Source organism: Demequina aurantiaca (assembly GCF_000975135.1).
GTDB classification, from domain to species: Bacteria; Actinomycetota; Actinomycetes; order Actinomycetales; family Demequinaceae; genus Demequina; species Demequina aurantiaca.
Map to the genome: position 1 here is coordinate 358,000 of NZ_BBRF01000002.1, position 26,552 is coordinate 384,551.

At 64.6% G+C, this 26,552-nt stretch carries 23 protein-coding genes; 14 read left to right on the plus strand and 9 right to left on the minus strand.

Annotated elements, in window-relative coordinates; all coding sequences use genetic code 11:
- Window positions 1–117 precede the first annotated feature (117 nt).
- Window positions 118–684, plus strand: a complete 567-nt coding sequence (locus tag AOP73_RS10110) for a DUF5998 family protein (RefSeq protein WP_061965565.1) — start codon at window positions 118–120, stop codon at window positions 682–684.
- Window positions 681–1,850 carry an alkaline phosphatase family protein gene (locus AOP73_RS10115; protein ID WP_061965567.1) on the plus strand — a complete coding sequence of 390 codons (1,170 nt, stop codon included), beginning with the start codon at window positions 681–683 and terminating at the stop codon, window positions 1,848–1,850. Before AOP73_RS10110 ends, AOP73_RS10115 begins: the two co-directional genes overlap by 4 nt.
- On the opposite strand, the gene sepH is transcribed toward AOP73_RS10115, so the two are convergent.
- Window positions 1,847–2,977 (minus strand): septation protein SepH, encoded by a 1,131-nt coding sequence (gene sepH / locus AOP73_RS10120; RefSeq protein ID WP_084626792.1) that lies wholly within the window; start codon window positions 2,975–2,977, stop codon window positions 1,847–1,849. The two genes, AOP73_RS10115 and sepH, sit on opposite strands and share 4 nt — an antisense overlap.
- A gap of 121 nt (window positions 2,978–3,098) precedes the next feature.
- On the opposite strand from sepH, the gene AOP73_RS10125 reads away from it, so the two are divergent.
- The 5 genes from AOP73_RS10125 to AOP73_RS10145 all read left to right on the plus strand — a co-directional run bounded on the left by AOP73_RS10125 (window position 3,099) and on the right by AOP73_RS10145 (window position 5,847).
- Window positions 3,099–3,926, plus strand: a complete 828-nt coding sequence (locus AOP73_RS10125; protein ID WP_084626811.1) for an inositol monophosphatase family protein — start codon at window positions 3,099–3,101, stop codon at window positions 3,924–3,926.
- A gap of 121 nt (window positions 3,927–4,047) precedes the next feature.
- Window positions 4,048–4,347 carry a DUF4193 domain-containing protein gene (locus AOP73_RS10130; RefSeq protein WP_061965573.1) on the plus strand — a complete coding sequence of 100 codons (300 nt, stop codon included), beginning with the start codon at window positions 4,048–4,050 and terminating at the stop codon, window positions 4,345–4,347.
- A gap of 11 nt (window positions 4,348–4,358) precedes the next feature.
- On the plus strand, window positions 4,359–4,847 hold the full coding sequence (gene dut / locus AOP73_RS10135; protein ID WP_061965575.1) for a dUTP diphosphatase: 489 nt from the start codon (window positions 4,359–4,361) through the stop codon (window positions 4,845–4,847).
- Between the two features lie 8 nt (window positions 4,848–4,855).
- Window positions 4,856–5,146, plus strand: a complete 291-nt coding sequence (locus AOP73_RS10140) for an OB-fold nucleic acid binding domain-containing protein (protein ID WP_061965577.1) — start codon at window positions 4,856–4,858, stop codon at window positions 5,144–5,146.
- Window positions 5,143–5,847, plus strand: coding sequence for a DUF3159 domain-containing protein (locus tag AOP73_RS10145; RefSeq protein ID WP_061965579.1), 705 nt, complete (start codon window positions 5,143–5,145; stop codon window positions 5,845–5,847). Before AOP73_RS10140 ends, AOP73_RS10145 begins: the two co-directional genes overlap by 4 nt.
- Here the strand turns inward: AOP73_RS10145 and AOP73_RS10150 are convergent.
- Window positions 5,768–6,454, minus strand: coding sequence for a potassium channel family protein (locus AOP73_RS10150; protein ID WP_061965581.1), 687 nt, complete (start codon window positions 6,452–6,454; stop codon window positions 5,768–5,770). The two genes, AOP73_RS10145 and AOP73_RS10150, sit on opposite strands and share 80 nt — an antisense overlap.
- The gene (locus tag AOP73_RS10155) at window positions 6,451–7,116 is read right to left on the minus strand and encodes a potassium channel family protein (RefSeq protein ID WP_152650634.1); all 666 of its coding nucleotides are present in this window, start codon (window positions 7,114–7,116) and stop codon (window positions 6,451–6,453) included. Before AOP73_RS10155 ends, AOP73_RS10150 begins: the two co-directional genes overlap by 4 nt.
- Before the next feature lie 41 nt (window positions 7,117–7,157).
- On the opposite strand from AOP73_RS10155, the gene AOP73_RS10160 reads away from it, so the two are divergent.
- From AOP73_RS10160 to dxs, 4 genes are all read left to right on the plus strand, one after another.
- A complete protein-coding gene (locus AOP73_RS10160) occupies window positions 7,158–9,035 on the plus strand; it encodes an APC family permease (RefSeq protein ID WP_152650635.1) in 1,878 nt (625 codons plus the stop codon).
- A gap of 14 nt (window positions 9,036–9,049) precedes the next feature.
- Window positions 9,050–10,267: a class I SAM-dependent RNA methyltransferase gene (locus AOP73_RS10165; protein ID WP_061965587.1), complete on the plus strand. Its 1,218-nt coding sequence runs from the start codon at window positions 9,050–9,052 to the stop codon at window positions 10,265–10,267.
- Between the two features lie 76 nt (window positions 10,268–10,343).
- Window positions 10,344–13,178, plus strand: coding sequence for an aconitate hydratase (locus AOP73_RS10170; protein ID WP_061965589.1), 2,835 nt, complete (start codon window positions 10,344–10,346; stop codon window positions 13,176–13,178).
- Between the two features lie 121 nt (window positions 13,179–13,299).
- A complete protein-coding gene (gene dxs / locus AOP73_RS10175) occupies window positions 13,300–15,171 on the plus strand; it encodes a 1-deoxy-D-xylulose-5-phosphate synthase (protein WP_061965591.1) in 1,872 nt (623 codons plus the stop codon).
- Between the two features lie 145 nt (window positions 15,172–15,316).
- On the opposite strand, the gene AOP73_RS10180 is transcribed toward dxs, so the two are convergent.
- Window positions 15,317–16,618 (minus strand): HRDC domain-containing protein, encoded by a 1,302-nt coding sequence (locus AOP73_RS10180; RefSeq protein WP_369345526.1) that lies wholly within the window; start codon window positions 16,616–16,618, stop codon window positions 15,317–15,319.
- On the minus strand, window positions 16,615–17,175 hold the full coding sequence (locus AOP73_RS10185) for a DUF3000 domain-containing protein (protein ID WP_061965593.1): 561 nt from the start codon (window positions 17,173–17,175) through the stop codon (window positions 16,615–16,617). Before AOP73_RS10185 ends, AOP73_RS10180 begins: the two co-directional genes overlap by 4 nt.
- Window positions 17,176–17,279: 104 nt before the next feature.
- Between AOP73_RS10185 and gnd the strand changes: the two genes are divergently transcribed.
- Window positions 17,280–18,713: an NADP-dependent phosphogluconate dehydrogenase gene (gnd, locus tag AOP73_RS10190; RefSeq protein WP_061965595.1), complete on the plus strand. Its 1,434-nt coding sequence runs from the start codon at window positions 17,280–17,282 to the stop codon at window positions 18,711–18,713.
- A 135-nt stretch (window positions 18,714–18,848) separates the two neighbouring features.
- Complete coding sequence (gene cuyB / locus AOP73_RS10195) at window positions 18,849–19,562, plus strand: cysteate racemase (RefSeq protein WP_061965597.1); 714 nt, start codon at window positions 18,849–18,851, stop codon at window positions 19,560–19,562.
- Here the strand turns inward: cuyB and AOP73_RS10200 are convergent.
- Entirely contained in the window at window positions 19,559–20,299 is a 741-nt protein-coding gene (locus tag AOP73_RS10200; protein WP_061965599.1) for a dihydrofolate reductase family protein, read from the minus strand. The two genes, cuyB and AOP73_RS10200, sit on opposite strands and share 4 nt — an antisense overlap.
- Window positions 20,300–20,370: 71 nt before the next feature.
- On the opposite strand from AOP73_RS10200, the gene zapE reads away from it, so the two are divergent.
- Complete coding sequence (gene zapE / locus AOP73_RS10205; protein WP_061965601.1) at window positions 20,371–21,351, plus strand: cell division protein ZapE; 981 nt, start codon at window positions 20,371–20,373, stop codon at window positions 21,349–21,351.
- A gap of 3 nt (window positions 21,352–21,354) precedes the next feature.
- On the opposite strand, the gene AOP73_RS10210 is transcribed toward zapE, so the two are convergent.
- From AOP73_RS10210 to treY, 3 genes are read right to left on the minus strand one after another with little or no spacing between them, the layout of a single operon-like run.
- Window positions 21,355–22,227, minus strand: a complete 873-nt coding sequence (locus AOP73_RS10210; protein ID WP_061965603.1) for a PPK2 family polyphosphate kinase — start codon at window positions 22,225–22,227, stop codon at window positions 21,355–21,357.
- A 30-nt stretch (window positions 22,228–22,257) separates the two neighbouring features.
- Window positions 22,258–24,033 (minus strand): malto-oligosyltrehalose trehalohydrolase, encoded by a 1,776-nt coding sequence (treZ, locus tag AOP73_RS10215; protein WP_061965605.1) that lies wholly within the window; start codon window positions 24,031–24,033, stop codon window positions 22,258–22,260.
- Window positions 24,033–26,546 (minus strand): malto-oligosyltrehalose synthase, encoded by a 2,514-nt coding sequence (gene treY / locus AOP73_RS10220; protein ID WP_061965607.1) that lies wholly within the window; start codon window positions 26,544–26,546, stop codon window positions 24,033–24,035. Before treY ends, treZ begins: the two co-directional genes overlap by 1 nt.
- Window positions 26,547–26,552: the final 6 nt, after the last annotated feature.

Sequence of the window (26,552 nt, forward strand, 5' to 3'; positions counted from 1 at the left end):
CTAGTGAACTGCACGTATTGTCTCGCGACCGGGCAGGGTCATGGTGCAGCCACGCGGCGTGCGCCCGTCACAGCGGTGAAGTTCCCACGGCGAGTCGGAAGGTGGAACACTAGTGGCATGTCTCAGACGCTTGACCAAGCAGTTGCCGTCGCCGGGTATTACCCGGCCCTCGCATCGTCCGTCCTCAAGGGCGCCATCGGTGCCGAATCCGTACGCGCGCACTTTGTGCACGCCGAGACGACGTTCGACGACCGCGAAGTGCGCCGCCACATGACGGTCCTGGTCATCACCGACACACGGCTACTTCGAGTACACATGGACGATGGCGCTGGGCACTCGGGCGAGGGCGCCCACGAGGCATCGGCGACCGTCGAGACGGCCTTCCTCACTCGAATCTCGAACATGGCAATGACCCATGTGGTGCACCACCCGGAGAACTTTCGCGAGGGAGATGGTCCATCGGAACTCGTCCTCGCGGTGGGCTGGGGCATTCACTCACGTATTGAGCTCGAGCCAGCAACATGTGGCGACGAGAACTGCGATGCCGATCACGGCTACACCGGCGGTATTACGGGTGACGACACGTTGGTGCGCGTCAGCGCAATCGCCGATGGTATCGACTCAGTTCACGCCCTTGAGAGGTTCGCCGCGACCCTTCAGCAGGCCATCGGGGCCCCTGCGTGACGCTCGCCCAGCACCTCGGTGCTGCCGGGCTCAGCCTTCCCAATTACGGGCGCAAGGACCTGGGGGCGGTGCTCCCCGCGGCACTCGCGTCGGTGGGCGCCGGTCATGTCGTCAAGGGGCGCAACGCCGAATCCGACCGGCAACGGCTAGGTCTCCCTCGCGCTCGTCACGTCGTGGTGGTGTTACTCGACGGGCTGGGACACCTCCAGCTCGACGCGCGTCGCGGACACGCACCCTTTCTGCGGTCGATCGAGTCCGGCATCGTGACCGCCGGGTACCCAACCACGACCGCGGCCTCGTTGGCGATGTTCGGTACCGGGCAGCCTTCGGGTCGAACCGGGATGACGGGTTACACCGCGATGAATCCTGACACGGGCAAGGTCGCCAACCTCATCTCATGGGAGAACGCCGATGCGCCGGAAGAGTGGCAGCGACAGCCGTCCCTTCTCGAGCGGGCCGCGGCAGACGGTTTCACCATCACGACCCTTGGAAAGCGCCGCTTCGCCGGGTCAGGTCTGACGCAGGCCGTGTTGCGCGGCGGTCAGTTTGTGGGGGCCGAGAGTCTCGCGGAGCGAATTGACGTCGCACTGGGCGCCGCCCGCCAGTCCGGAGTGTCGTACTGCTACTGGGGAGAGATCGATGCCGCGGGGCACCGTTACGGCTGGGAGAGTGAGCAGTGGGTGGCGGCGCTCGAAGACGCCGACCGTGAGCTGCGCCGTTTAGCCTCTCAACTTCCGCGGGGGGCAGCCATGGTCGTCACGGCAGATCATGGCATGGTCGACGTCACGGACGCGCCTCGTTGGGATGCCGGCGAACACGCGGGCCTGCTGGAGGGCGTCCGACTCACGGCGGGGGAGCCGCGCGCCTTACACCTTCACCTCAACGAGGGCGCGGACGCCGCAGGCGTGGTGGAGCGCTGGCGCAACATCTTGGGCAAACACGCCGCAGTCGTCACCAAGGAGGACGCCGATGCTGGGGGGCTCTTTGGGCCGATCCTGCCGGAGGTCTCGGGCCGCATCGGCGACGTTGTCGTCGCCATGTCAGGACGGGCGACCGTGGTCGACTCCCGCACGCAGTCGGAGCGATCGATGGCGCTGATTGGTGTGCACGGCTCACTCACCCCCGAGGAACTGCAGGTTCCCCTACTCACTGCGTCCGGAGACTAGTCGCGCGGCGGCTCTTCGTTCTTGGCGCCAAAGACGATCTCGTCCCAACTGGGAACTGACGCGCGACCCTTCTTAGAGGGACGCTTCTCGCCCGTCTCAGGGTTCACGTTGCGCTCGACTGCGGGCGTCTTGCCCACCTGAGCCGAAGCGTCATCGCGACGCGCGGATCCGGCCGGGTGCGGCATCGTCTGGCCGGCGGAACTGAATCCCACGTCGGCGCTACGAGCCTTGGCCGCCGGGCCAAAGCCCTCGAATCCGCCGTCTTCGTCGTACTCGTCCACGTCGTCCTCGTCGACACTCTCACGAGTGCCGCGCTTGCCCTGCAGGTCTTCGAGCAACGCCTCTGTGGGGTTGACCGTGAAATCGCGCTCGGCCTCACCCCCCGCGGCGGGGACAGGGGCGTCGTCGTCAAAGTCGTCGTTGTCGAGGTGGAAGCCGCCCTGAGTTTGATCGGGCAACGCGGTCACCGCTGGAGGACGCGTCTCGTTGAGCGGTCCTGCCTCGGCCTCCTCGCCCCGAACGGCACTCAGGTGTCGCTTGGGGATGGGAACGTCAAGGAGTTCGGTCTCGGTGAGCCAGCGGGCCTCGTCGTCCTCGGCGGTGACTGCCCGAGCACTGTGGTCAAAGGTCCACCGGGCGCGAACGCTACGTCCACCGGCGACGTAGTCTGCCGCAACTTGCCACGGCTCGTCGACCTCACGCCATGCGTCCCACACGATGCTCTCTGTGTCGACGCCTCGGGATGCCAGCCTGTCCGCGACGAGGTCGCCCAGGACAGGGGAGCCCACGTCGCGACCAATTCGCGTGCCGCGGGCGAGGTCCGCGATGTAGGAGCGTTCTGCGATGACCGGGACTTCGTACTTCTCGAACGAGCGCACGTCCTCTCCGGTGATCTCCGCGAGCTCGGCGGCGTTCAATCCCGCACGGATACGCTGTTGGATCTCCTTGGGACTGAGTCCAGAGGATGCTGGGGCGGGCGCAGTGCTCACCGGGGTAGTTGCCCTCGCGTGCCGAATGGCGCGACGAAGTTCGTCCGAGATCGGCAACGTATACCGTTCCCCGGATTCGGAAGTAACGATGAGGTTTTCACCATCATCGGCTGGGCCCACCAAAGACAAGCGTGTCATGTGCCCAGCGTGCCACGCCTTGCGGCGTATCGCGCGTCACGCCACGCTGAAGCACCACCTGAGAACGGGCGGCTCTGTGCCCAATCCGCCCTCGCACGCTTGATGGGGCACCATGGGTGCCATGACCGAGACCCCCGCCTACGACATTGATGTGCTCCTCGACATCGCTCGAACCCTGGCGCGTGAGACTGGTGAGCAGGTGGTTGCATCTCTGCGTGAAGCCAAGGTTTCTGCCACCAAGTCCAGCGCAGAGGATGTGGTGACCCAGAACGACCTCGCAGCCGAGCGCCACCTCAGATCCCGCATCGCTCAACTGCGCCCTCATGATGGGATTCTGGGAGAGGAGGGGGAGGACGTCGTGGGCACCTCGGGTGTGACCTGGGTACTTGATCCGATCGATGGCACCGTGAACTACCTCTACGGATTGCCGCACTACGGCGTGTCAGTCGCCGCAGTCGCTGGACCCCCACGAGCGAGCGAGTGGACCGCGCTGGTGGGAGCCGTGTACGACGGTTCTGGGGTGCTGTGGTCTGCGGGCCGCACGAAGGGAGCGACCCGGGACGACGTGCGTTTGGCGCGCACCACGGGACCGGATGTGGCGGGAACGCTACTCGCGACGGGGTTTCAGTACGTGGCAGAGCGTCGCGTACGGCAAGGGGAGATCGCGACCCGGATGCTGGCCCAGGTGCGAGACATCCGTCGCCTCGGCGCGGCATCGGTGGATTTGTGCCTCGCGGCTGCCGGTCACGTCGACGCCTATTACGAGCATGGACTCAACGCATGGGATTTTGCTGCCGGCGCGTTGATTGCGACTGAGGCGGGCCTGACGGTGGCGGGAATCGACGGCGGGCCCGCTGACGAGCGTCTAGTCATCGCGGCCGTACCTGGTGCGTGGGAGGCTCTCCGAGATGCTCTAATTGAGGCCGGCGCGGAGCACTCATGGTCGTGATAGCGCGCGTCGAGTCGCATTCCGCCGATTTTTCAGGCACAATGCGTGCGCCTGGGGAACAAATTTAACCGCAGGCGCATTGAGTACTCACCAGTACTTTTCGTGAAGGGAAGACCGCCGAATGGCAACGGACTATGACGCACCACGTAAGACGGACGACGAGATCTCCGCAGACTCGATCGAGGAGTTGAAGGCACGCCGTGCCGACAAGTCCTCCGGAGTGGTGGATGAAGACGAGGCGGAGGCCGCCGAGGGTTTCGAACTCCCCGGTGCTGACCTGTCAGGCGAGGAGTTGAGCGTTCGCGTTCTCCCGCCGCAGCAGGACGAATTTACTTGCATGTCTTGCTTCCTCGTTCACCACCGCAGTCAGCTTGCTGAGTTTAAGAACGACCAGCCCATCTGCTCGGAGTGCGCCGCCTAAGGGCGAACGTGATGACGACGCTCGACGTGCTGATCAGCACGATATCTCCCGATGTGCCGTTGCCCGCGTACGCCCATCCAGGCGACGCGGGCGCGGACATTACGACCCGAATCGACGTGACACTCGCTCCGGGAGAGCGAGCGACGGTACCCACCGGCATCAAGATTGCGCTCCCCGACGGGTACGTGGCACTGATTCACCCGCGATCAGGGCTAGCGGCCAAGCACGGCATCACCGTGGTCAATGCCCCGGGAACTGTGGACGCCGCCTATCGAGGCGAGATCGCAGTCACGCTCCTCAACACCGATGCAACCACGTCGATGACCTTTGCTAAGGGTGATCGAATCGCACAGCTTGTGATCCAACGCGTCGAGCGCGCCGCATTCGTGGAGGTCGAACGCCTGCCAGGGACTCACCGCGGTGAGGGTGGATTCGGCTCAACGGGCGGCACCACCGCTTCCCACCAGACCGACGCCGCCAGCGACGCGACTGCGTCCTAGGCCCTGCCATGACCCAGCCTCCCACCGCGCTTTCCCCCATTTCTGAGGCCCAACCACGCACCTACGCGCGGGTTGCCGGCCGCATTGTGTGGGTTCAGGTCGAGCCCTCGGACGCCGCGCCCCAACTGACGGCGCGCATCGAGGACCAGTCCGGACGCCTCGACGCAATCTTTCAGGGCCGCCGCGCCATCGCGGGCATCGAGCCCGGTCGTCGTGTGGTTCTCGAGGGCCGGATCTGCGAGGCGACTGCCGTTCCCCTCATGTACAACCCTCGCTACGAACTGGTGGCCAGCGCATGAGTGAGCCAACTGAAGCGAGTGAGCCTTCCGAGACCGGCGGTGCGGCAGCAACTGCCGCACGCGGAGCCCAACTCTTGGGAGGTGAGGACTTCTCCTTCGCTGCTGCGATCGGTGGGCCGCGCGGCTTCGTCGAATCGATCCTGCCCGGGCTCGTCTTTGTGGTGGCCTACATCACCGTGGGCGGCTTCCAGGTGCCCGTCATCGCCTCAGTGGTGGTCGTGGTCGCCATGGTTGCGGCGCGGCTTATTCAACGCACCCCGGTCACGCAGGCGCTCTCAGGAGTCCTTGGTGTAGCACTGGGCGCCGTGTGGGCCTGGCGTTCCGGCGATGCGGGGGAGTACTTCTTGCCGGGACTCTGGATCAATGCCGCGTATCTAGCCGCTGTGCTCATCACCATGATTGTTGGCTGGCCGGTCGTGGGGATCGCCGTGGGCTTGTTGCGCGGCTTGGGCACGTCGTGGCGCAAGGACCGCGCGCTTCGACGACGGATGCAACTCGCGACCGCCGTTCTTGCCGCGACGTTCCTGCTGCGGCTCGTGGTGCAGGTCCCGCTGTACATGTCGGACAACGTCGCCGCGCTGGGAACCGCAAAACTTGCCATGGGCGTGCCACTCTTCGCCCTCAGTCTGTGGGTGATGTGGCTCCTGGTGGGGTCCGTAGGACGGCCGCAAGCAGCTCGGGATCAGCCTCAGCAGACATGACGAACAGCAGTTCGTCGCGGGCCTCGAGGGTGTCCTCGGGGCTCGGCGCGATGGTGCGGTCGGAGCGCATGATGCACGACAGCACAATCTCGCCGGGCCACTGAATCTCACGCACGAGCGCGCCCACCACTGGGGACGTCGGCGGGAGGGTGACCTCGACAATCGACGCGCCTGACTGGTGAAACGTGAAGACCTTGACCAGGTCACCCACGGCCACCGCCTCTTCGACCATGGCGGTCATGATGCGCGGAGTTGATACCGCGACATCGACACCCCATTGGGAGTCATACATCCACTCATTGCGCGGGTTATTGACGCGGGCAACGGTGCGAGGCACCCCAAACTCAGTCTTGGCGAGGAACGAGATGACCAGGTTGGCCTTGTCGTCACCCGTAGCGGCGACCACGACGTCCATGGTCTCCACCGCTGCCTCGCGAAGAGCGGTCAGCTCGCAGGCGTCCGCGAGCATCCACTCGGCCTCAGCGACCTGTGCCACTCGCATCGCGCTGGGTGAGTGGTCCATCAGGAGCACCTCGTGGCCATGCTCGAGGAGGTCACGCGCGATCGAGCGTCCAACGGAGCCGGCGCCGGCGATGAGAACCTTCATGCCTTCACCGTCCTGGGGCGTGACAAGACGCGTTCGGCGTCCTTGGCGACTGCATCGGGCACGATGAAATACACCTCGTCGCCGGTTTGAAGGAGCGACTCGACATCGGGAAGAGTCGCCTCGCCAAACCGCACGACATACGCGACACGACATCCCGAGGCCTCCTCGACGGAGGTCAGCGAGTGGCCAACCCAGCTCTGGTGAGGCGCCATCCGACGCAACGAGACTCCTGCCGCGGGGTCGACGAATTCAGCATCCGTGACACCCGGGAGCAACCGGGACACGATCTGAGACGTCGTCCACGGCACTGGTGCAACGGTAGGGATGCCCAGCCTGCGGTACACGTCCGCACGCCCGGAGTCCGAGATCCGGGCGACTACGTTCTCGACGCCATATGTCTCACGCACCACCCGGGCCGCAAGGATGTTTGAGTTGTCACCGTCGGACACCGCGGCGAACGCGTAGGCGTCCTCGACCCCTGCGGAGACCAGCGTCTCGCGGTCAAATCCGATGCCGGTGATCTTCTGACCCTGGAAAGATGAGGGGAGTCGGCGGAAGGCGTCACCCGTGCGGTCGATGATGGCGACGGAGTGCCCGCGCGCCTCAAATTCTTCCGCCAACGAGGACCCGGTACGGCCGCAACCCATAATGACTATATGCACGAGAACCCACGCTATACCCGTTACGCCTAGGATTGTGCGACGTGCGACAGTTTCTGGAAAGGCTCAAGGCTCTCGTCTTCGGACGACCCATCGCGACTGACCGCGCGCGCCCAATAATTCTGCGGACGAGGTTGGCACTTCCCGTGTTCGGCGCCGGCATCGTCTCTGCCGTGGCGTACGCGCCCGATGCTGTTCTGGACGCACTCAGACGAGGCAGCCAGCAGAGCGCAATGCTCGCCATGGCGATCGGCGTGTTGGCGATTCTGTTGCTCTTGGGATTTGCGTACCGCTCCAACGTTCACCAACGCCCCGACGAACTAGGGGACTACGGCCTGGTTCGCGACAAACTGGGAGCGCAAGCCGGCGTGATTACCGGCTCCGCGCTACTGATTGACTACCTGTTCACCGTGGCCGTCTCAGTCGCAGCGCTTGCGCACTTCCTGAGGTACCTCGTGCCCTGGGCGAACGACTGGCACACCGTCATCGCGGTGGGGGCTATTGGGCTGATGACCCTCGCGGCACTGCGCGGTATCAGGGACCGTGCTCGCATCCTGCTCCTCGTGTTTTTTGGCTTCCTTGCCATCATCGCGCTCGTGGTGACGTTCGGCATCGTGCGGCACACAGATTCCATCCTCGCCCCCATCGAAGCCGCGGCACCCACCACCATGACGGTGATCTTCGCGTACGCGGGAGCCATCGCGTCCGGTGCCGTGATGGTGACGGGGATCGAGCACCTCGCCTCGGCGGGGCCCTACCACGCGGAGCCTCGCGGCAAACGAGCGGGCCGGACGCTACTGATCGCGGTAGCAGCCGCCGGAGCGGCGTTCTTTGGAGTCTCGTGGCTGGTGTGGTCGTACCGCGTGACTGGATGGACCGATGGGCCGGTGCTGCTGCAAGCAGCCGAGCGTGCCTTCGGCTCGACCTGGGTCCTGTGGATCGTCGCCCTTGCTGCCGTCGCCATTCTGTACGCCGCCGCATCGGCGGTCTTCAAGCGCTTTGCGAATCTAACGTCGCTGTTGGCACGCGACTCCTACCTACCCCGACAGCTCGCGACCCGCAATGACCGGCTGGTGTTTCGTGGCAGCGTGCTGCTCGTCGGTGTGCTGTCCGCGATCCTAGTGATTGCCGTCGACGCTCGGCTCGACCAACTGATTCACATGTACGTGATCGGCGTCTTTACCTCGATCGTGCTGAGCCAACTCGCCATGGTGCGCCTCTTCGATGGCAAGCTTGCGTTGGAAACGGCAGGCAAAGCGCGTACGCGCATGGCTCTCACTCGCATCCTGCACTGGGTTGCCACGATCGTGGCAGCCACCGTGCTCGCAGTGGTCGCGATCTTCAACTTCCTCAACGGCGCCTGGGTGGCGTTGGTGCTGATCGTGGTGCTGGTCGTCATGATGCGCGCAATTAAGAGCCACTACAGTCACGTTGCCGCGGACCTCAAGATCGTGCCCGGGGACCATACCTCGGCGCTTCCGAGTGCCACCCACGGCATCGTGCTTGTGACCCAGTTGAACCGACCGGTGTTGCGCACGCTCGCGTACGCGAAGGCCGCGCGTCACTCCTCACTCGAGGCGGTCTCCGTCCGTGTGGAGGCGAACGCGGCGACCGAACTGCAGAATTCCTGGGGCAAACTCACGGCAGGCGTGCCCCTCGTCATCCTCGACTCTCCGTATCGTGACGTGGTGGGACCGGTCATGGAGTATGTCCGCTCCATTCACCGAGACAGTCCCCGAGACGTCGTCGTGGTGTACGTACCGGAGTTCATCGTGGGACGCTGGTGGGAGCGATTCCTGCACAACCGGTCAACGGTTCGCCTGCGGTCGCTGCTCTTGCACATGCCGGGCGTGGTGGTTGCCGCCGTGCCCTGGCACCTTGAATCAGCGCAAAGTGCGCGCGAAGACGCCCAACGCGGCTAGGAACGAGACACGACGTGAACACCATCCGACTAACCATTGGCAGCCCTGCGCACGGAGGCCACTGCGTTGCCCGGCACGACGGACGGGTCATCTTTGTGCGGCACACGTTGCCCGGCGAAGTGGTCGAGGCGGAACTCACCGAATCCGCGGGCGATGCCACGTTCTGGCGAGCCGATGCCGTGGAGATTGTGGAGGCGTCGCCAGATCGCGTCGCTTCCGTCTGGCCAGAGGCAGGACCCGGCGGCGTTGGCGGGGGAGAGCTGGCCCATGTGTCCCTCGACGGCCAGCGCGCGTGGAAGCTGGCGGTGGTCAAGGAGTCCTTTGAGCGGTTCGCGAACCAAGAATTCCCCGGAGTCGTGAGCGCCGCACCGAGCGACGCCGAGCGTGGCGGACTGGGGTGGCGCACCCGCGTGGGCGCCATTGGCGATGTCGAGGGACGCGCAGCGATGCACCGATTCCGTTCCACATCGATCGCCACGCTGACAGCGATGCCGCTTGCCGTACCTGCCGCGGAGGAGGCATTGCTGAGCCAACGCTTTCCCGGCGGGAGCAAGATTCAGGTGGTGGTGCCGGCTGACGGCGAGGCCCGTACGCTCGTCGATGGCGTGCGCTGGAACGGCGGCCGGCGCGACAAGCGAGACAACGCACCCGCGAGCGTGGCCGAGCGAGTCACCGTAGACGGTCAGACGTATGAGTATCGGGTGGCGACCGGTGGCTTCTGGCAGGTACACACGGACGCCCCCGAAACCATGATTCGCGAAGTGCTGCGTCGGGTGGGTGACGCCCCCGCAGCGTGGGATCTATACGCCGGTGCCGGACTATTCTCGCTTGCGCTCGCCACCGCTGGTAAGCGAGTGATTTCCGTCGAGGAGGACGAGACTGCGTCCAAGAATGCACGCCGGAACCTCCACAGCTTCGAGGGAGCAACGGTGCTCAATGGGGATGTGCGCAAGACGCTGGCCGACTCGCTGACGAATCCTGCGCTCGCCCTCGGAGACGAGGTAGCCGTAGTTCTAGACCCGCCGCGCTCGGGTGCCGGCGGGGCGACCATTGAGCGCATCGTCGCCTTGAACCCCGCCCGGATTGTGTACGTGGCGTGCGACCCCGTTGCACTGGCCCGTGACACTGCTTTTCTTGCCGGGCACGGATACGTTCTTGCCGGTGCGGAGGCGTTTGATCTGTTCCCCATGACACACCACGTCGAGGCGATTGCGACGTTCGAACGGGCGTAACCGGGCACAGTTGGCCGCAAAAGACGCTGCCCTCATCCGGATAGGATGGACGGCAGCGAACTAAACGGAGGAAGACATGAGCGAGAACACACTTGGAGCCAAGGCCACGCTGGACGTGGAAGGCAATGAATACGAGATCTACCGGCTAAATGCGGTGCCGGGGCTCGAGAAGTTGCCCTACTCGCTCAAGGTTCTCGCCGAGGCACTTCTGCGCACCGAAGACGGTGCGAACATCACGGCCGAGCATGTGAAGGCGCTCGCCGAGTGGGACCCCAAGGCCAACCCCGAGACGGAAATTCAGTTCACTCCAGCGCGCGTGGTGATGCAGGACTTCACCGGCGTTCCCTGTGTGGTCGACCTTGCCACCATGCGCGAGGCCGTCGCGGAACTCGGCGGCGACCCCACCGTCATTAATCCGCTCGCACCTGCGGAGATGGTCATCGACCACTCCGTCGTCATTGACGTGTTTGGCCGTGGCGACGCGCTGCAGCGCAACACCGACAAGGAATATGAGCGCAACCGAGAGCGCTACCAGTTCCTGCGTTGGGGACAGACCGCGTTCGATAACTTCAAGGTGGTTCCCCCGGGGACTGGAATCGTCCACCAGGTCAACCTCGAGCACCTTGCCCGCGGTGTCATGACCGCGGATGTCGACGGGGTCACTCGGGCTTACCCGGACTCCTGTGTCGGAACCGACTCTCACACCACCATGATCAACGGGCTGGGCGTATTGGGCTGGGGCGTGGGCGGCATCGAGGCCGAGGCGGCCATGCTCGGTCAGCCCGTCTCGATGCTGATCCCCAAGGTGGTTGGCTTCAAGCTCAGCGGCAAGATCCCCGCGACCGCGACCGCCACCGATGTGGTGCTGACTATCACGCAGATGCTCCGTGAGCACGGCGTGGTCGGCAAGTTCGTCGAGTTCTATGGAGACGGCGTTGGCGCTGTACCTCTCGCCAACCGTGCCACCATCGGAAATATGTCGCCTGAATTCGGTTCGACGGCAGCGATGTTCCCGATTGATGGCGTCACCATCGACTACCTGAAGCTCACCGGTCGTTCCGACGACCAGGTCGCGCTGGTCGAGGCGTACGCCAAGGAACAGGGCATGTGGCACGACCCGTCGGCGGATGGCTACGTCGAGCCCGTGTTCTCGGAGTACCTCGAGCTTGACCTCGGCACCGTGGTTCCGTCCATCGCCGGTCCCAAGCGCCCCCAGGACCGCATCGAACTCACTGACGCCAAGAATTCGTTCGGCCACGCCGTGCTGAACTACGCCAAGCACGAGGCACAGGAAACCCACGGCCTCGACGAGTCCGTGGAAGAGACGTTCCCCGCATCGGACCCCATCGCTGCCGAAGCTCACGCTGGCGACGAGCCGGAGCCGCGCGATCCCCGCGAGGGTGTCCCGGCCGGTCGTCCGAGCAAGCGCACAGCGCTCACCATGGAGGACGGCACCAAGACTGAGCTCGACCACGGCGCCGTCGTGATCGCGTCGATCACGTCTTGCACCAACACCTCGAACCCCTCGGTAATGCTGGCCGCCGGGCTGCTCGCTCGCAACGCGAATGCCAAGGGTCTGAATGTCAAGCCATGGGTGAAGACGTCGATGGCTCCCGGCTCCAAGGTGGTCACCGATTACTACGAGAAGGCCGGTCTGTGGCCTGACCTCGAAGCACTCGGCTACCACCTGGTGGGTTACGGCTGCACCACGTGCATCGGCAACTCCGGGCCGCTGCCAGCGGAGGTCTCCGCGGCGGTCAACGAGGCAGACCTCGCGGTCGTCTCGGTGCTGTCTGGTAACCGCAACTTCGAAGGGCGCATCAACCCCGACGTGAAGATGAACTACCTGGCATCCCCGCCGCTCGTCATCGCCTACGCGCTGGCCGGCACCATGGACTTCGACTTCGAGACCGAGGCACTGGGCCAGGACCACGACGGCAATGACGTCTTCCTGCGTGACATCTGGCCCGACCAGTCAGAGGTTGACCAGATTGTCGGCTCCTCGATCACCGAGGCGATGTTTGAGAAGGGTTACTCCGACGTTTTCGCTGGCGACGAGCGCTGGCAGACGCTGCCCACGCCCGACGGCAAGACCTTCGAGTGGGAGGACGACAGCACTTACGTGCGCAAGCCCCCATACTTCGAGGGTATGTCGATGGAGCCCGCCCGTGTGAAGGACATCACCGGTGCGCGCGTCCTTGCGCTGCTCGGCGACTCCGTGACCACCGACCACATCTCGCCTGCAGGCGCGATCAAGGTCGATAGCCCGGCGGGCAAGTACCTCGACGAGAACGGCGTAGAGCGCAAGGACTTTAACTCCTATGGCTCACGTCGCGGCAACCACGAGGTCATGATTCGTGGCACGTTCGCGAATATTCGTCTGCGCAACCTGCTGCTTGCTGACAAGAACGACGGCGCCGGAGTCGAGGGCGGATTCACGTTCAACTTCCTCAGCCAGGAGCAAGACACCATCTACGACGCCGCACAGGCCTACGCCGCAGCAGAGGTGCCATTGGTGGTACTCGCTGGCAAGGAGTATGGATCCGGTTCCTCGCGTGACTGGGCAGCCAAGGGCACGTCCCTGCTGGGTGTACGCGCCGTCATCACGGAAAGCTTCGAGCGTATTCACCGTTCGAACCTGATTGGCATGGGTGTGCTTCCGCTGCAGTTCCCGGAGGGGCAGTCCGCTGCTTCACTCGGGCTCGACGGTTCCGAAACTTTTGACATCGACGGTGTCAGCGCAATCAGCGATGGTGCGCACCCACGTGCGATGTCGGTGAAGGCGACCAAGGCTGACGGCTCGGTCATCGAGTTTGACGCGGTTGTTCGTATTGACACCCCCGGCGAGGCCGACTACTTCCGCAACGGCGGCATTCTGCAGTACGTGCTGCGATCACTCGTTAAGCAGTAGCAAACCCCGTCTAGTTAGACATCTCCATCAGTTCGCCGCCACCCATTCGGGTGGCGGCGAACCTTGTCTTTAATGCCAGCCACACGTCGTACAGTGGAAAGACGCCAGGTAAGGAGGCACGGTGCTCGAGCGAATCAGTTCGCCCCGCGACCTGCGTGACTTCACGCCCGAGCAGCTTGACGAGCTCGCGGCGGAGATTCGTGACTACTTGGTCGATTCCGTGTCGCGCACGGGGGGACACTTGGGCCCCAACCTTGGTGTCGTTGAGCTCACTATCGGCATTCATCGCGTGTTCGAGTCCCCCCGCGACCCGATCGTGTTCGACACGGGACACCAGTCGTACGTGCACAAATTGCTCACTGGGCGTGGAGACTTCTCCAACCTCCGCAAACGCGACGGACTGTCGGGGTACCCCTCTCGCGCGGAGAGTGAGCACGACATCGTCGAAAACTCGCACGCCTCCACCGCGCTGTCATGGGCCGCGGGTATTGGCCGCGGACACACCATTAAGGGCGAAAAGGACCGCACCACGGTCGCGGTCATCGGCGATGGCGCGCTGACCGGGGGAATGGCCTGGGAGGCTCTCAACTCGCTTGGTGCCTCGAAGGACCGCGTGGTGGTGATTGTGAACGACAACGGGCGCTCGTATGCCCCCACCATCGGCGGGCTCGCCCGCAAGCTTGACGGGATTCGCACCGATCGTCGCTACGAGGAGTTCCTGGGTTGGGGCAAGCGCACCTTCCAGGATCGTGGGCCGTGGCGCAACTTCGCCTATCGCTCGGTGATGCACGGCAAATTGGCCCTCAAGGGCCTCATCCAGGAACCCAGTATGTTTGACGACCTTGGTCTCAAGTACGTGGGTCCCATCGATGGCCACAACCTCGAGCACGTGGAGGCCGCCCTCACGCACGCGCGGGACTTCGGCGGTCCTGTGCTGGTCCACGTTCTCACCGAGAAGGGGCGCGGATATTCGCCCGCCGAGGAGGACGTCGCGGATCGTTTTCACGCCGTGGGCAAGATCCACCCGGAGACGGGGCTCCCCATTGAGCCATCGCGTTTTGGGTGGACCAAGGTCTTTGCCGAAGAGGTGCTCGAGGCGGGGCGTCAGCGAGAGGACATCGTCGCGCTGACGGCCGCGATGCTCGCGCCGGTGGGCCTGCAACCCTTCGCGGACGAATTCCCCGACCGAGTGATCGACGTTGGCATCGCTGAGCAGCATGCTGTCACCTCCGCGGCGGGCCTGGCGTTCGCTGGCCTGCACCCCGTGTTCGCCGTGTACGCCACGTTCTTGAATCGTGCGTTTGACCAAGTATTGATGGATGTGGCCCTGCACAAGGCTGGTGTCACGTTCATGTTGGATCGTGCCGGCATCACCGGTGACGACGGCGCGAGTCACAACGGCATGTGGGACATGGCGTTGCTACGTCACGTGCCGGGGCTGCGCCTCGCCGCACCCCGCGATGAGCCCACCATGCGCCGGGCGTTCCGCGAGGCCATTGAGGTGGACGATGCGCCCACAGTGGTGCGTTACCCGAAGGGGGCCGTGGCCGAGGACCTACCCGCGGTGCGTTCACACCGTGGCATTGACGTCCTCGCCGAGCATGGCACGGGCATGCCGGAGATCATCGTGTTCGGCATCGGCTCGATGGCGGTGACGGCCGTGGAGGTCGCGGGCAAACTCGCAGCTGACGGCCGCAGCGTCATGGCGGCCTCGGCGACCTGGGTACGTCCGGTTCCCGATGGCCTGGCTGAGTTCGTTGCCGGCGCGCAGTTGGTGATCACGATCGAGGACGGGCTACGTGACGGGGGAGTTGGCGAGGAATGGGCCGATGCTCTGAGTGGGTCGTCCGTCGCTGGTCGGGTGGCCTGGGAACACCACGGCGTGCCTACCCAGTTCCTCGATCACGCGACACGCGCGCAGATTATCGAGGCGATTGGCCTGGATTCATCTGCCATCGCGGACGATGCTCGGGAGACGTTGACGCGCGACTAGGCCGCATGTGGGTGGACGAGCGGCACAGCTTGGGGCAGCGTGACTCGCTCGAGCGTGCGAAATCGGACCAACAAGGCGCCGAGTAGCCCTGAGGCGTGCCAAATCGGACCAATAGAGTTTGGGCGGTGGGGCGAAGTGAGGCTCTCTAGGAGTCTGATTCCGCAGCCGCGGCAGACTCGTCGGCCGCCGCGGCGAATGCTGCCGCCAGAACCGGGGCGGTAAGGTCGATTTGCCACTGACGTGCACCGCGCCCTGCCTGGAATTCGCGAATCCAGGCCTCGGTATCGGTGTCCGGGCTCGGCCGGAACTCCCAGCACGTGCGACGCAACGCGTCAGGCTGCAGCAGGTTCTCCGCCGGGACATTGTGCTCGTCCACCAGCGCCTGGATGGCCTCGCGAGCGTGCGTCAACCGGATGGCTGCCTCAGGGCGTTTGTCCCTCCACATTCTGGGCTGAGGGGGGCCATCTCCAGCAGGCCCGCGACGCGGCGGCAGCTTCTTGTCCGGGAGCGCCATGGCCTCCTCGACGGCTACGTACCATTCACGAGCGCGGCGGCGCGTGCCCTTGGACTGCCACTCGCGGATGGCGACCAGCTCGTCAAACGAGGTGGGCTTGGCCTGGCCGGCGGCGGTGATCGCAGCATCGCGCAGGACCCGGCCAGGGGACGTGTCGCGGCGTTGCGCCTCGCGATCGCGCGCCTCCCACAGTGACTTGACGACGGCTAGTCCGCGCGGATCGCGGATCTGATGTGACCCAGAGGTGCGTCGCCACGGATCTACGCGCGGCGCGGCTGGGGGAGCGAGGCGAACTGCCTCGAACTCTTGCTGGGCCCACTCGAGCTTGCCCGCGTCGACGAGGTGTTGGTGAATTCCATTGCGAAGCTCGATGAGGATCTCGACATCTAGTGCGGCGTAGACCAACCACGAATGGGGGAGCGGACGAGTCGACCAGTCCTGCGCAGAATGTTCTTTGGCGAGAGCAAGACCCAACTCGCGCTCAACCACGGCGGCGAGACCAACCTTGGGCCACCCCAGTAGCCGTGCGGCGAGTTCCGTGTCGAACACTGAGGCAGGGTGCATACCGAGGTCATGCATACCGGGAAGATCCTGGCTCGCGGCGTGGAAGATCCACTCGGCGTCACCAAGTGCCTCCCCAAACGATGACAGGTCAGTGAGCACGCCTGCATCGATAAGAATCAGCCCTGCGCCTTCACGCTTGAACTGCACCAGGTAGGTCGCCTGCCCATAGCGGAATCCGGAAGCACGCTCGGCGTCCGCGGCGACCGGTCCGGTGCCCTGAGCGAAGCGTGCGGCGGCCTCAGCAAGCGCCTCGGGGGTATCGATGACGGGTGGGACGCCGTCAACGGGCATCGTCAGCGGCGTCGCCGGCTCGGCCTCAGGCTCGGTTGCCGACTCGTTGTCGGGGGCGACGTTCTGGTTCTCGCTCACGCGGTCCTTCCTGGGAGCATCGTGACGCCATCCGGTACAGGAGGGATGCCAGCGCACGATGCGAGTAGTTCCGTCCACGCCACGATGTGTGGCGCGATGTCTGATGAATCGGGGGTCCAGGACACGCGCATTTCCACGTTGACCTCGGACGGGCGCTCGGAGAGCTCGCCGAATGACCTTGATACGACCTTAGTGACCGTACCGCCTCGCGCGTGGTGAGGGATGCCATCAAGGGCGTCGCCGAGCCACGACCAAGCAACATCCGCCCACATGTCGTCCTCGCCAACTTCCGCCTCGACGACAGCCTTGACGAGGGCCACGACCCGGAACGTGCCTTGCCACGCGTCTTGCCCGTCGGGGTCGTGAAGCAACACAAAGCGACCACTGGCTTCGGCATCGTCAGCGACCACCTCACCGTTGATGGCAATGGCGAAAGGCGCGATGCGGCTGGGGGCGGGAGTCTCCGTCAGCGTGACCTCGCGTCGCGTGGGCGCGCCCTGCAGGGACCGCAGTGCCTCTTGGAAGGACTGCGGGGCGGCACCAATGTCCTGACCCATAACCTGAGCGTAGGCGGGGCACGCCGTGGTGCCGGGTACGCCACGCTGTCGCTGACCCTCTAGGCTGGACGGCGTACCCCAACACAGCACTTTAAGGACGTGACATGGCGCTTGCACACATTGGCGTAACCGGAATGGCGGTCATGGGCCGCAACCTCGCCCGTAACTTTGCCCGCAACGGCTTCACGGTGGCGGTGCACAACCGCTCCGTCGAAAAGATGACGTCGCTTATCGAGGACCACGGCGACGAGGGCGACTTCGTCGGCTGCGAGTCACTCGAGGACTTCGTGGCAGCGCTGGCCAAGCCGCGCACCGTCGTCATCATGGTTCAGGCGGGCAAGGCAACGGACGCCGTGATCGAGTCGCTGACCGAGCTGCTCGAAGAGGGCGACATCATCGTGGACGCCGGGAACGCGCATTACCCGGACACGATCCGTCGGGAAGCCGCGCTCAAGGCCAAGGGCCTGCACTTTGTTGGTGCCGGTGTCTCGGGTGGCGAGGAAGGTGCGCTCCTTGGACCCTCGATCATGCCAGGCGGCCCCGCCGAGTCCTACAAGACCCTCGGTCCCATCCTTGAGAAGATCTCGGCAAAGGTCGACGGTGAGCCGTGCTGCGTGCACGTAGGGCCCGACGGCGCCGGACACTTCGTCAAGATGGTGCACAACGGCATCGAGTACGCGGACATGCAGCTCATCGCCGAGGCGTACCAGCTGCTTCGCGAAGGCCTCGATCTGAGCCCCAAGGAGATCGGCAAGATCTTCGAAGAGTGGAACAAGGGCGACCTCGAGTCGTTCCTGATCGAGATCACCGCAGAGGTACTGGCGCAGGTCGACGCCAAGACGGGTAAGCCGCTCGTCGATGTCATCCTCGACCAGGCGGGACAGAAGGGCACCGGTCGTTGGACCGTGCAGTCAGCACTCGACCTCGGAGTTCCCGTGACGGGAATTGCAGAGGCGACCTTCGCGCGCGCCATCTCATCGCAGACCACGCAGCGGGTCGCGGCACAAGGAGTGCTTGCAGCGAACGCATCGGACTTCCACATCAAGAACAAGGAAGGCTTCATCGAGGACGTACGCCTCGCGCTGTACGCCTCCAAGGTGGTTGCCTATGCGCAAGGATTCGACCAGATCCAGAAGGCCTCCGAGGAGTTCGGATGGGACATCGATCGTGGCGCGATGGCCCGCATCTGGCGTGGTGGCTGCATCATCCGCGCCCGCTTCCTCAATCGCATCTCCGAGGCCTACGGCCGCAACCCCGAACTCGAGTCGCTGTTGGTCGACCCGTACTTCGTCGACGAGGTTGCCTCGGGAGTCTCCGCATGGCGCCGCGTCGTTTCGCAGGCCGCGTTGGCCGGTGTGCCATCGCCCGCCTTCGGGTCGTCGCTGTCCTACTACGACTCGCTTCGTGCCGAGCGTCTGCCCGCGGCGCTGATCCAGGGTCAGCGTGACTTCTTCGGTGCGCACACGTACAAGCGTGTCGACGTCGAGGGAACGTTCCACACCGTGTGGACCGGCGAGCGCAACGAGGTCGAGGCCTAGACTGCCCACGCACCCATGTGATGCCGATGTCCCCCCGATCACGATCGGCGGGGACATCGGCATTTCCACGGCCAAAACGTCCGCTCACAGCAAGTGCAGACGGCTTTTTCTCTACAGTGCGCGAGAATCGTCACCATGACACGCAAAGAGATCGGCGTAATTGGCGGGGTAGGACCGGCCGCGACGGTCGAGTTCCTACGCCGGGTTGTGGACATGACGGACTCGGCAACGGATCAGGGACACGCAGACCTCGTCGTACTCCAGCACAGCTCGATTCCAGACCGCACCGCCTATGTGCTCGATGCCTCGCGTGAGAATCCAGGACCGGTACTTGCCGCGGATGCTCGCCGCCTGGAGGCCATGGGCGTGACGGCCATCGTGATTCCCTGCAATACGGCACGAGTCTTCATCGCCGAGATCGAGGCAGCCGTGCACACGCCGGTCGTGGACATCGTGCAACGCGGCGCGGAGGCGGCGAGCATGCTCTCCACGCCTGGCGCGCGCGTGGGAGTACTTGCGACGGATGGGACACTGGCGTCAGGCACGTACGCCCACGCCCTCAAGGATCTCGGGCACGATATCGTCGTTCCCCGCCACGACCTGCAGGCACGGGTGACGGAACTCATCTATGACGAGGTGAAAGCCGGCCGCGAGCCTACGCGGGACAAGCTTGACGACGCGATTCGTTTCCTGCGGGAGCAGGGCGCCGAGGTCGTGATCCTCGGGTGTACGGAGCTGTCCGTGGCCGCCGTGGCCTGGGACCTCGACAGCAATGTGGTCGACGCGCTCGATGCATTGGCAGAGTCAACGATTGAACTCGCCGGGTGCTCGGTGCGAACCCGGCGCTAGCGGCGCCAACGCCGCACGATAAATCCGCCACCCACCAACTCGTGGGAGAGGTGGAACTCCGGCGGAACGGGGGGTGTCTGGGCGACCTGGGCGCCTCCGGGCTGGGGCGACGTCGTCAGACAGTAGTCGTCGACGAGTCCTCGCTTGAGCAGGTCCTGCGCGAGCGTAGGGCCTCCCTCGCACAGCACCCGCGTCAAGCCTCGTAGTGCCAGTTCGTTGATCATGGTGCGGGGGGCGACGTTGTCTGCGCCGGAAAGGATGAGGCGAGGCTGCCACTCGGCACCTAGTCGATGCGTGGCCGGCGATCCGGCGGTGGTCACGACCCACGTCGATGTCGGATCAAGTTCAGGGGGCAGGTTGCCACTTCGCGTGACGATCGCGAGGTGTACTGGCGAGTCGAGTCCGGCACTCAAGCGTGAGGAGCGCATGGCCTCAGGAAGCGTGATGGCGCCGTAGCGTTCCCGGCGTGCTGTTTGAGCGCCGACCACGACCACGTCCGCCTGACTGCGTAGCGTGCGTAGGAGCCGAAGGTCCTCAGGGCCATTGAGTGAGCGCGAGGACCCGTCCGCTCCGGCACACTTGCCGTCGACGCTTTCGATCATGCCGAGCCGGACGCTTTGGGGTCGCTGGCGGTATAGCGTGGCCAGAGCTGACTCGGAGGGGTCGGGTGGAAAGGTCGCCGCGGTTGGTTGCGTCTGCGTCAGCGTGGGGCCGCTTGCTTCCGAGTCATCGTTCATGGGTGTTTGTGCCGCCCTTGTCTGGTGTCAGATAGTGATTTTCCTTCTTCTCAGCACTCTAGGCTAGAGACGTGAGTATCACCCTGCTCGGACGCCGTCCCCACCTGACCCCGGACGAGCTCGTTGAGGCGCTCGTTCCGCCCCCGCACTTTCGCGAAGCAACGTTCGACACGTATCGGCCCGACCCGGATCACTCGAGTCAAGCAGCCGCGCTGAAGGCGGCGAGTGGGTTCGCCGCTCGCGCCGCCAAGTCTGCGCGTAGGGGCCGCAAGCGGTCCCGTGCCGAGGGACTGTACCTCGATGGTGGGTTCGGCGTGGGTAAGACTCACCTGCTAGTTTCGATCGCCCGCGAAGTTGGTGACGCGTCCGCCTTTGGCACGTTCGTCGAATACACCAACTTGGTGGGCGCACTCGGTTTCGCCGCGGCCCGCGAGGCATTGTCGGGCTTCGCCGTACTGTGTATTGACGAGTTCGAATTGGACGACCCGGGCGACACCCTCCTCATGGCAAGGCTCATGCGGGAACTGGTCGAGGCAGGTGTCGCCATCGCGGCCTCGTCCAACACGCCTCCTGGGGCCCTCGGCAATGGCCGCTTCGCCGCTGAGGACTTCCAACGTGAAATACAGTCGCTTGCCGGTGTCTTTGACGTGGTGCGGATCGATGGGCCTGACTATCGCCACCGCCACACGGACGAATTCCCAGCCCCAGCATCGGCCGATGCTGTGGTCGCCGTGGCGGACGACGAGGACGGTGCGGTGGTGGACTTCGCGGACCTCGTTGCGGATATCGCGAAGGTGCACCCGAGCCGCTATGGAGCGTTCATCGATGGGCTCGCGAGGCTGGGCCTCAACGATGTCACAACGCTAACCGACCAGTCTCAGGCACTGCGACTAGTGACACTTGTGGACCGCCTCTACGACCGCGACGTGAGCATCGTGGCATCGGGCGTGGGCTTTGACGAGGTGTTCTCTGAGGACATGTTGCGTGGCGGATATCGCAAGAAGTACCTGCGTGCGCAGTCGCGGCTCGTGGCGATGACGACGGGGGAGTAGTCCCTACTTGCCCGCTTCCCGAAGCACGTCGATGCGGGCGCGTTCCGCGTCAACATCGAAGGCTGCCGGCGGCCACTGCAATGACATGCCCTCGAGCGCCTCGCACAGCAATTCTGTCATCGCAAGGCGTGCGAACCATTTGCGATCCGCCGGGATGACATGCCAGGGTGCAGCGTCCGTGGAGGTGCGCTCGAACATTGCCTCATAGGCGTCTCGGTAGTCGGTCCAACGTGCCCGGTCATCGAGGTCGCTGGTGCTGTACTTCCAGTACTTGTCCGGGCGGTGAAGCCTGCTCTCCAGTCGGTCCAATTGCTCGTCCAGAGACACGAGGAGCGTGGCCTTCACGATCGTGGTGCCGTGGTCAATCAGGCGCTGCTCCCATTCATTGATTTCGCCGTAGCGCGCCTCGATCTCCTCGGGGGGAGCAAACTCGCGAACCTTCGCCACTAACACGTCCTCGTAATGACTGCGGTCAAAGACGCCGATGCTGCCCGCGCTTGGTATCTTGCGTTCTATTCGCCATAGGAAATGGTGGCTGAGCTCCTCTTTGGTGGGTGCGGCAAAACTCGCGTGTTCAACTCCCTGGGGATCCACCATGCCGATGACGTGACGGACGATTCCGCCCTTGCCCGCGGTATCCATCCCCTGCAGGACAAGAAGCACTGAACGCCGCCCGCCCGAGCGGCCCTCGGCGAAGAGTTGCTCCTGCAAAATGGCGAGGTCGCGGCCACGAGCCTCCATGCGCTCGATGCCGTCCTCCTTGTTGCCGTCGAACCCGGGCGTGGAGTGCTTGTCGAAGCCGGCGATGCTGAATCCAGGGGGAACCCGCAGTGCCGCGGACGGGTGGTCTCGCAAGTCCGAGTAGTTCCTGCTCATGATCTCTCCTTCGAGGTAGATGACCTCACGCTAGTAGCCCGGGGCCCTTGCGCGAGTGCCTGAGGCGCGAACGACAACCAACGAATCAGGAGGCAATCGCAACGCGCCGGATTCCTCGACGATGACCTCCCCAAACTGGGCGGCGACGTCGCCGTTGGGGACGGACGCGGGGGCGTCGCTCAGGTTCGCGTGAACGGTGAGCGGTCCGTGCATGGTCACCACGCGCGGCGCCAATTCGGATATCCGGGCACCGTGCTTCACCCACGCGTCCCTCGCCTGAGCCTCGTGCCTCAGTGCCATCAGCTGACGCACCCATTCGCGTAGAGCATCGTGGATGGTTCCCTCGGCGGCCACGCCGTCACCTAGCTTGGAACGCAGGAAGGTGGTGCGGTCCTGAGGGTCGGGTACGTGCACCACGCCCCCGTAGAGCTCCTCCCACCCATGGCCACCAAATTCGCTCATGCGGCCTTCCGAGACTGCGCTTCCCAGCGGCTCATCGTGTTCGGTAAAGAACATGAAAGGCCTGGTCTCGCCGTACTCCTCGCCCATGAACAGCATCGGCGTGAAGGGAGAAAGCAAGATGAAGGCGAGCGAGGTAGCTTGCGCACCAGGAGAGAGAGTGGTGGAAGGGCGGTCGCCGATGGCACGGTTACCCACCTGGTCGTGGTTCGACGCGCAGACCACGAACCGACGCCGGTCGATGTCGGGGCCGACAGGTCGTCCCCAGACCTTGCCACGGAACGGTGAAAAGGTTCCGTTGTGCCAAAACACGTCGCGATACACCTTGTCCAGGGCTTCGACGGACCCAAAGTCGGTGTAGTAACCGTGGCGCTCGCCGGTCAGGTAAGCGTGCAGGGCATGGTGGACGTCGTCGTTCCATTGCGCGGTCATGCCGTAGCCGCCGTCGGCGGTGGGCGTGACCATGATGTCGTCGTTGAGGTCTGATTCCGCGACCAACGACAAAGGCCGGCCGATGCTGCGGCTGAGTTCGGAAGTCTCGTCGGACAGCTGAGCGAGCACGTGGCGTTCGGAGTCATCCTTGAGCTCGTGAACGGCGTCCAAGCGAAGGCAATCGATGTGGAAGTCACGGAACCAGCGCAGCGCGTTGTCACAAATGAAGCGACGCATGCCGTCTGCATGTGGCTGATCTAGGTTGACCGCCCAACCCCAGGGGGTGTCGTGTGCATCCGTAAAATAGGGACCAAACTTCGACAGGTAGTTGCCGTCGGGCCCTAGGTGGTTGTACACCACGTCCAGACATACGCCCAGTCCGGCCTGGTGGGCGGCATCCACGAAGCGCTGAAGTGCAGCGGGACCACCGTAGGCCTCGTGCACGCCGTACAGCGAGACGCCATCGTAGCCCCAGCCATGGCGGCCGGGGAAAGGGGCAAGCGGCATGAGTTCCACCACATCCACGCCGATGGACCTCAGTGCCGGCAGTTGTGCGGCAGCGGCGTCGAGGGTGCCCTGTGGCGTAAAGGCGCCCACGTGGAGTTCATAGAAGACCGCACCAAGCGCGTCCACACCCGCCCACGTGCCGTCGGCCCAACGGTGCAGTCCCGAGTCGAACACCCGGGACGCACCGTGCACTCCATGCGGCTGCTGCGCACTGCGCGGGTCCGGCCACGGCCCCTCGCCATCCACCTCGTAGGCGTAATCCGTCCCGTGGGGAAGTTCTGGACCGGTCCACCACCCGTTGCCGTCCGCGCCGTGTGCCCGCCGCATCGGCTCGCGGGAGGGCTCAGCCTGGTCGCCCACGACGCACACCACGGACTCCGCCTCAGGAGCCCAGACACGTGCCAGCATTAGGCGCGCACCAGCAGGGCGACGGGGGAGGTCTTGAGGAGTTCGGCGAGCGGCACCGGTCCACCCTCGAAGGTCTGACGCGCGATGCTGTCGTGCCACGTTCCCGGAGGTAGCTGGACGGTGTGATCACCCCACCCACCCAGGCGTTCAAGGTCGAGTGCGACGCGGGTCGCGACTGTGATGACGTGCGGCTCGTCGTCCACGGTCCTGGCAAAGACCACGGCGTGGCCGGACGATGACGGCAAGGGAAGGTAGCCGGCGTCGGGGCCGGTGAAGGCGCCCTCGTGGTCACGACGAGCATGCAGAGCACGGGCCGTCACCTGCAGCTTTTCCTCGCCCAACGAGCGTGGCTTGGAGCGTCCAAGCACGCGGCCCAAGACCGATGCATTGGCGTCGAAGTCAATGGCGCGGCGGTTGTCTGGGTCGACGAGTGTGGGATTGACCGATTCGGTGCCCTGGTAAATGTCAGGCACTCCGGGCATGGTGAGTTGGATGAGTTTCATACCGAGGGTCGCTGCCCGAACGCCGTGAGCAGTCCGGTGATGCCACTGCATGACCAACTCACGCACGGCTTCGTCCTTGCGTGCCTTCTTGGCGAACTTGAGGACAGCGGTCTCATAGACGTCGTTGACGGACGTCCACGTCGTGTGGGTTTTGGCCTCACGCATCGCCTTGATCAGGTAGCCCTCAAGCCGGTGCCATTCCATGAAGGTGGACTCGTCGGACGTTCCGACCAGAATTTGCCACCACAGGTTTTCCATCCGGCCGTCCAACTCGCTCGGACGGTACTTCTCCGTGCCCGACTGCAGGTGCCGCACGAGCTCGTCCCAGGCCTCCGCGTCCTCGCTCAGCACACCGAGTCGCGCACGCACGTCTTCTGAGCGCTTGGTGTCGTGAGTCGACAGACACGTCATCGCGTGAGGGTACGTCTGCTGTTGCTCGCTGGCCCAAGCGTGGAAGGAAGCGGGGGGCATCGCGAATCGCGATGCCGGGGAGCCGACCTCGCACAGTGGTAGCAGATGCGTCCAGCGGTAGTACGCGGTGTCCTCGATGCCCTTGGCCATCACCGCCCCGCACGCCTGCTGGAATCGCGTGATGAGTTCACGCCGGCTGGCCTCCTGGGTTCGCCCTGCACTTCCCACTTCGGCGCCACGAAGCAAATCCGCGACCACCTCGAGGGTTTCGTGGCGCTCAGGGTCGAGCGACTCGCGGGCGAGCGCTTCCGCGTGAGCAATGGCATCGAGTGACATTGCCTTGGGCGGCACTCCCGCGACCACGTAGGCGCGATAGCGGTCAAACGCGACCAACATAGTGCGCAGGCAGTCGTAAATCGAGCGCCACGTGTGGTCGCGTAGGCGCACGTCGGAGTCGCAGATCCCATGCGCGATGGTCGCGAGGCGGTGCACCTCGCTGGACAGCGTCTCCTTGACGATCTCGCGCTTGGCCTCGTCGATGATCGCTGGCAGTGACCCCATGGCGTCGCCGGTCACCCGGTGCAGGGTGCCAGCGAGCGGTGACGAGCCGGCGGGGTCGCGAAGCAGCGCACCGATGCGCCACGAGGCGTCATAGCCGGTGGTTCCCGCGGTCTTCCATGACGTTGGCAGACGTTCTTCGTCCTCGAGGATCTTCTCGACGACGATCCAGGCGCCATTCGTGGCATCGGAGAGGCGAGAGATGTAGCCGGCCGGGTCCGCGAGCCCGTCCGGGTGGTCGATGCGTAGGCCGTCGAGGGTGCCGTCGTTGATGAGGTCGACGATGACCTGGTGTGTGGCGTCAAAAACGTCCGGGTCCTCGACGCGTACGGCCACCAGCGAACCCACGTCAAAGAAGCGACGGTAGTTCAATTCTTCATTGGCGACACGCCAATACGCGAGGCGATAGTGCTGCTGCTCGACCAGCGACGCCATCGGAAGGTTTTCCGTACCAGCACGAACGGGAAACACGTGCTCGTAGTAGCGCAGCACGGGAATGTCGCCCTGGTCTTCGAAGCCGGGGATGGTCATCGAGTCGAGCGTCAGTTCGCCGCGTGCAAGGACTGTACCGATGCGCTCGCCAAGGACGGGCATCAGTACGGGGTCGCCGCCAGACCAGTCAACGTCGAACCAGTGCGAGAAGTCACTCTCCTCGCCGTACTGCAGCACCGACCACAGCGCCTTGTTGAAGTACGCGGGGGTGGGCACCGCCATGTGGTTGGGAACTAGATCGGCGATGAGGCCGATGTTGCGTTCACCCGCGGCCCAGGACAGTTGGCGTAGACCCTCCCTGCCGCCGAGCACGGGGGAGATGTGCGAGTGATCGACCACGTCATAAAAGTGGGTGGAGCCCGGGGCAGCGTCAAGGATCGGTGACAGATAGAGGTGCGACACCCCCAGTGACTGGAAGTAATCCAATTGCGCTGTCGCATCGGCAAAGGTGAAGTCTGCGTTGAGTTGCAGGCGGTAGGTGGAAAGGGGAACTGGGGCGCCGGGCCTGTGACCAAGTCGCCTGCTACGTTCGTGAGTCACGTCTGTCATGTAGGT